The sequence below is a fragment of the Candidatus Methylomirabilota bacterium genome, assembly GCA_036001065.1.
GTDB lineage: Bacteria > Methylomirabilota > Methylomirabilia > Rokubacteriales > CSP1-6 > MNEF01.
In genome coordinates this window covers 1-4,158 of record DASYUQ010000019.1, presented here as the reverse complement: position 1 = coordinate 4,158, position 4,158 = coordinate 1, and the positions used below count along the sequence as shown (strand labels likewise).

Sequence of the window (4,158 nt, the reverse complement as noted above, 5' to 3'; positions counted from 1 at the left end):
ACGGGGGTCCGCGATCCCTGCAGATCTGCGCGGGGAAAGGCAAGTCAGGCGTGGCGAACGGGCGGGGTCCGTCTGAGATTCAGACGAGGCGTCTAGACTCTGGACAGTTCGATGCCGTGCTGCTTGAGCTTCTGGTAGAGGGTGCTCCGGGGGATGCCCAACCGACGGGCCGCGCGCTGGACGTGGCCCTGTTCCTGGCGGAGCACGCGCTCGATATGGCGCCGCTCCAGCTCGGAGAGGGTGAGCGCCGCCTCGTCGGCCGGGGGGACCGCCCCCGACGGCCCCTCGAAGCGGAGGTCCCGGCGCTCGAGCACGTTCCGCTGGCTCAGGAGGATCCCGTGCTCGAGGACATTTCGCAGCTCCCGGATATTGCCGGGCCACGGGTGCTCCTGGAGCGCCCGCTCCGCCTCCGGGGCCAGCCGCACCTCCCCGCGTCCCAGCTCATGGCCCAGCCGGGCGAGCAGGCCTCGGGCGAGAAGCGGGATGTCCGCCGCGCGCTCCCGGAGCGGCGGGACGACGAGCGGAACCGTGCTGATCCGGAAGTACAGGTCGCTCCTGAAACGCTTCTCGCGGACCAGCCGGCCGAGGTCGTGATGGGTCGCCGCGATCAGCCGGATGTTGACTCGGCGATCGTGGATGTCGCCGAGCCGGCGGAAGCGTTTCTCCTCCAGCACCTTGAGGAGCTTGGCCTGCACCTCGAGGTTCAAGTCGCCGATCTCGTCCAGGAACACGGTGCCCCGGTGCGCGACCTCGAGCAGCCCGAGCTTGCGGCTCACGGCGCCCGTAAACGCGCCCCGTTCGTGGCCGAAGAGTTCGGTCTCCACGAACTCCCGCGACAACCCCGCGCAGTTGAGGTCCACGAACGCCTCGTTGCTCCGGGGACCGTGGGCGTGCAGCCAGCGGGCGAGCACGCCCTTCCCCGTCCCCGTCTCCCCCTGGATGAGGATGGGGCTCTCCGCCCCGACCACTTTCCCGGCCTGCTCCTCCAGGTCGCGGATCGCGGCGCTGGTCCCCACGAAGGGCGCGACCTCCTCTCGCGACTCCCGGGACCGGCCGGCCAGCTCGCGCTGGCGCTCTCGCCGCACCTCCATGACGCGCTGGAGGATGACGAGGAGCGACGGTAGCTCCACCGGCTTGGTGAGGAACTGCTCGGCCCCCTCCTTGATCGCGCGCACCGCTAGGTCGATCGACCCGTGGTCCGTCAGGATCACCACCGGTACCACGGGATCGATCCCCTTCAGACGGGGCAGCAGCGTGAGCGCATCCCCGTCCGGGAGCCGGTAATCCAGGACGGCTGCGTCCGGCGCTGAAGCCCGGAACGCCTCCTCGGCACGCCGGCCGCTGTCGGCTTCCTCGACCTCGTAGCCCTGGGCCTCGAGAAAGTCGCGGATGCCGGAGCGGACGTCGGCGTCGTCATCGATCACCAGGATTACAGGGCCAGCCATGGCGTCGCGGGGGATTTCCTACGCGCGGCCGGGCGGCAGTCGCACTGTCATCACCGTCCCGCCGTCGGGATGGTTGGCCGCGGACACCGTGCCGGCGTGCTCCTCGACGACCCGGGCGACGAGCGCGAGTCCCAGACCCGTCCCGGCTGCGCGGCGGGTGAAGAACGGCTCGAAGACCCAGGGGAGGTCGTCGCCCGCGAACCCGGGCCGGAGTCCGTGAAGCGGCACTCGATCCAGGCGCGCTTATCCTCGCGGACCGCCCGCGCCTCGACCGTCACGACCCCGCCCGAGGGCGAATGCTGGATCGCGTTCTCAAGAAGGTTCTCGAAGACCCGGGCCAGGCGCGTCCGGTCCATGGGGATCGGCGGAGGTCGCCCTCCAGCAGGCTGGTGAAGAGCGCCGGCACCCGCTGCACTTCGTCCAGGACGGCGCGCTCAGGGAGGTCGGCGACGAAGCCCACCGGATCGGCTGCGGCGGCGGCCCGCGCGACCTCGTCATCGGAGCTGAAGGAGGCGTACCCCCTGGGCTCGCCGACCACGCGGGCCAAGGTCGTCTTGCTGCACTGCCGCGGCCCGTGGATCAGGACCACCGGCGTATCGGCCAGCGCCTCGGTCAGGCGCGCTACGACGAAGCGGGGATGCAGGGCGGCGTCGGGCACCGCGGCTAATCGTAACCCTGGACCTCGGCTGATTGCAAGGTTACGGGGCGGCTGGTTGAAAGACAGCAATCCTCCACCCGGCGATCGCTCGCAGAAAGCGGCGCGGCCGCCCGCCACGCCCTGCACTCCGGGCGGCGCCGCTTTCGCGGACGCCGGTCCTCCGCGCCGACGCCGGTGGCGCGACCGTCTCGAGCGGATGCCCGTGCCCCTGCTGGCGGTCGGCGTGTTCCTCATCGCCGCGTCCCGGCCGAGCATCGCTGGGGAGCCCCCGTCAACGGCGATGTCGTCTGCGAGCGGTGAGCGCCGCGGCTGGCCCGCAACTGAGTTGCGCGGAATGCGGATTCGCGCCCACTGCTGCCCACTCCTGCCTACGTCAGCCGAACGTAAGTGCTCGAAAAACGCGATCTCGTTGTTAGATCGGGACCGTGTTATCCTCTCACCCCGACCAGCGCATTCCCGCGACAAGGAGACGGTGCATGACGAGGCTCGTGGTGGTGCTCGTGGCAGCGGCGTGCGTGTTCGCGAGCGGCTCGCTGGCCTGGGCCTTCAACTGCCCGGTCGTCATGAAGCAGGCGGGTGATCTCATCCGCAAGGCGGAGTCCGGGAAGACGAGCGCCGATACGAAGCCGCTGATCGACGAGGCGAAGAAGCTCCTCGGCGAGGCCAAGGCCCACCACGAGAATGCCAAGACCAAGCGGGATCACGCCGAGGCGGTGCGCAAGGCGAAGTTCGCCAGCGCGCTGGCCGAGGAGGCGATCGTCCTGCAGTCGCCCTAGTCGTTCCCTTCCCAGGAACGGGCGCGCTGGAGCGCCCGCCGACGCTTCTTCCGGGCCTGGGCCTGCTTTCTCTTCCGCTTGACCGACGGCTTCTCGTAATGCGCGCGCCGCTTCATCTCCTGAAAGAGCCCTTCCTTCTGCATGCGCTTCTTGAGCACCTTCAGCGCGGACTCGACCTGGTTGTCGACGACCTCGACCTTCACGCGCGGCCTCGCCAGCGAGATCGAGCGATAGCGGGGATGACGAGCGAGCGGTCGACGACGCGCATCTGCACGAGCCGCTGCGTCCCCTGAGCGACGGCCCTGACGATCGTCGGGAACGTTTCGGCCGACTCCTCGATGACTTCGCCCTCATCGTCGACGATGCGCCACCGCCAGGCGGGGCCTGCCGAGCTCGAGAATGCCGCGACCTGCATCTCGGGCGCCTCCTTACCAGCGATTCCTACCGTCTCCGCCGCCCCGGTAGCCGCCGCCGCTTCGACCGCCGCCCCCCGAGCCCGCGGGTTTGGCGCGCTCGACCTTCAGCGTCCGGCCATCCACTTCCTGGCCGTTGAACTTCTTCACCGCCGCGTCTGCCTCCTCGGCCGTCGCCATCTCGACGAAGCCGAAGCCGCGCGAGCGCCCGGTGTCGCGGTCCGTCACCACCGTGGCCGATTCAACCCCGCCGGCCTGAGCGAACAGCTCGCGCAGACGCTCGCTGGACGTGGAAAAAGACAAACCTCCGATGAAAAGCTTGTGCCCCATCGCGCACCTCCGAACAGATCTCCCGCTGTTGGCGACACTCCCTGGAACGCGGAAGAAAGCGCCAGAGCTGTGGTCTGGTGAGGCGGGGGTCCACGATGAACCGACGACCGGGCCAGACGCGACAAGTATGCCACAAATGCGCCCGAAAAGCCTTGGCACAACCCGGGGTGGGGGGAGGCCGCCCCGATTCTGAGGGCGGCTGGTGTATCGTAAGTGCTTGATGCGCCTGTAGCTCAGTTGGACAGAGCATCGGACTTCTAATCCGAGGGTCGCAGGTTCGATTCCTGCCAGGCGCACCAGCAGTCTCGCCTAGTGCCGTTCCAACTATTCGCGCCTAGGAAGGCACCGTGTACGTCGTTCGTGGACAGATTTAGTATCAACAAGTTGGAACGGCACTAGGCGTCCGCGGCGATTTCGGATATGCCGGGGAAGGGTTAGAGCAGGCCGTGATTGGTGGCGTGCGCGACTGCCTGCAGGCGGCTGTGCACGCCGAGCTTGCCCAGGAGATTCTGCACGTGGTTGCGGACGGTGGCCAG

At 68.8% G+C, this 4,158-nt stretch carries 7 protein-coding genes, 1 tRNA gene and 1 pseudogene; 2 read left to right on the top strand and 7 right to left on the bottom strand.

All coding sequences use genetic code 11. The features are described 5' to 3' along the window. Positions 1–92: 92 nt before the first annotated feature. The 3 genes and pseudogenes from VGV13_01655 to VGV13_01645 all read right to left on the bottom strand — a co-directional run bounded on the left by VGV13_01655 (position 93) and on the right by VGV13_01645 (position 2,103). Positions 93–1,445 carry a sigma-54 dependent transcriptional regulator gene (locus tag VGV13_01655; protein ID HEV8639788.1) on the bottom strand — a complete coding sequence of 451 codons (1,353 nt, stop codon included), beginning with the start codon at positions 1,443–1,445 and terminating at the stop codon, positions 93–95. An 18-nt stretch (positions 1,446–1,463) separates the two neighbouring features. Next, positions 1,464–1,673, bottom strand: coding sequence for an ATP-binding protein (locus tag VGV13_01650; GenBank protein ID HEV8639787.1), 210 nt, complete (start codon positions 1,671–1,673; stop codon positions 1,464–1,466). Between the two features lie 154 nt (positions 1,674–1,827). Then, a pseudogene (locus VGV13_01645) lies at positions 1,828–2,103 on the bottom strand (AAA family ATPase). 476 nt (positions 2,104–2,579) lie between these two features. Between VGV13_01645 and VGV13_01640 the strand changes: the two are divergent. After that, positions 2,580–2,879, top strand: a complete 300-nt coding sequence (locus VGV13_01640) for a hypothetical protein (protein ID HEV8639786.1) — start codon at positions 2,580–2,582, stop codon at positions 2,877–2,879. Here the strand turns inward: VGV13_01640 and rpsU are convergent. The 3 genes from rpsU to VGV13_01625 are packed head-to-tail and all read right to left on the bottom strand — an operon-like array spanning position 2,876 to position 3,622. Continuing rightward, entirely contained in the window at positions 2,876–3,082 is a 207-nt protein-coding gene (gene rpsU / locus VGV13_01635) for a 30S ribosomal protein S21 (GenBank protein ID HEV8639785.1), read from the bottom strand. The two genes, VGV13_01640 and rpsU, sit on opposite strands and share 4 nt — an antisense overlap. Then, positions 3,079–3,294: a hypothetical protein gene (locus tag VGV13_01630; GenBank protein HEV8639784.1), complete on the bottom strand. Its 216-nt coding sequence runs from the start codon at positions 3,292–3,294 to the stop codon at positions 3,079–3,081. Before VGV13_01630 ends, rpsU begins: the two co-directional genes overlap by 4 nt. Before the next feature lie 13 nt (positions 3,295–3,307). Beyond that, on the bottom strand, positions 3,308–3,622 hold the full coding sequence (locus VGV13_01625) for an RNA-binding protein (protein ID HEV8639783.1): 315 nt from the start codon (positions 3,620–3,622) through the stop codon (positions 3,308–3,310). A 222-nt stretch (positions 3,623–3,844) separates the two neighbouring features. Between VGV13_01625 and VGV13_01620 the strand changes: the two genes are divergently transcribed. Beyond that, positions 3,845–3,921, top strand: a tRNA-Arg gene (locus VGV13_01620). 135 nt (positions 3,922–4,056) lie between these two features. On the opposite strand, the gene VGV13_01615 is transcribed toward VGV13_01620, so the two are convergent. Continuing rightward, a partial coding sequence (locus tag VGV13_01615) for a LuxR C-terminal-related transcriptional regulator (protein ID HEV8639782.1) occupies positions 4,057–4,158 on the bottom strand: 102 nt, incomplete at its 5' end.

Coding starts and splice junctions, on each gene's coding strand:
- VGV13_01655 (HEV8639788.1), bottom strand. CDS start 1,445: ATGGCTGGCCCTGTAATCCTGGTGATCGATGACGACGCCGACGTCCGC.
- VGV13_01640 (HEV8639786.1), top strand. CDS start 2,580: ATGACGAGGCTCGTGGTGGTGCTCGTGGCAGCGGCGTGCGTGTTCGCG.
- VGV13_01630 (HEV8639784.1), bottom strand. CDS start 3,294: ATGCAGGTCGCGGCATTCTCGAGCTCGGCAGGCCCCGCCTGGCGGTGG.
- VGV13_01625 (HEV8639783.1), bottom strand. CDS start 3,622: ATGGGGCACAAGCTTTTCATCGGAGGTTTGTCTTTTTCCACGTCCAGC.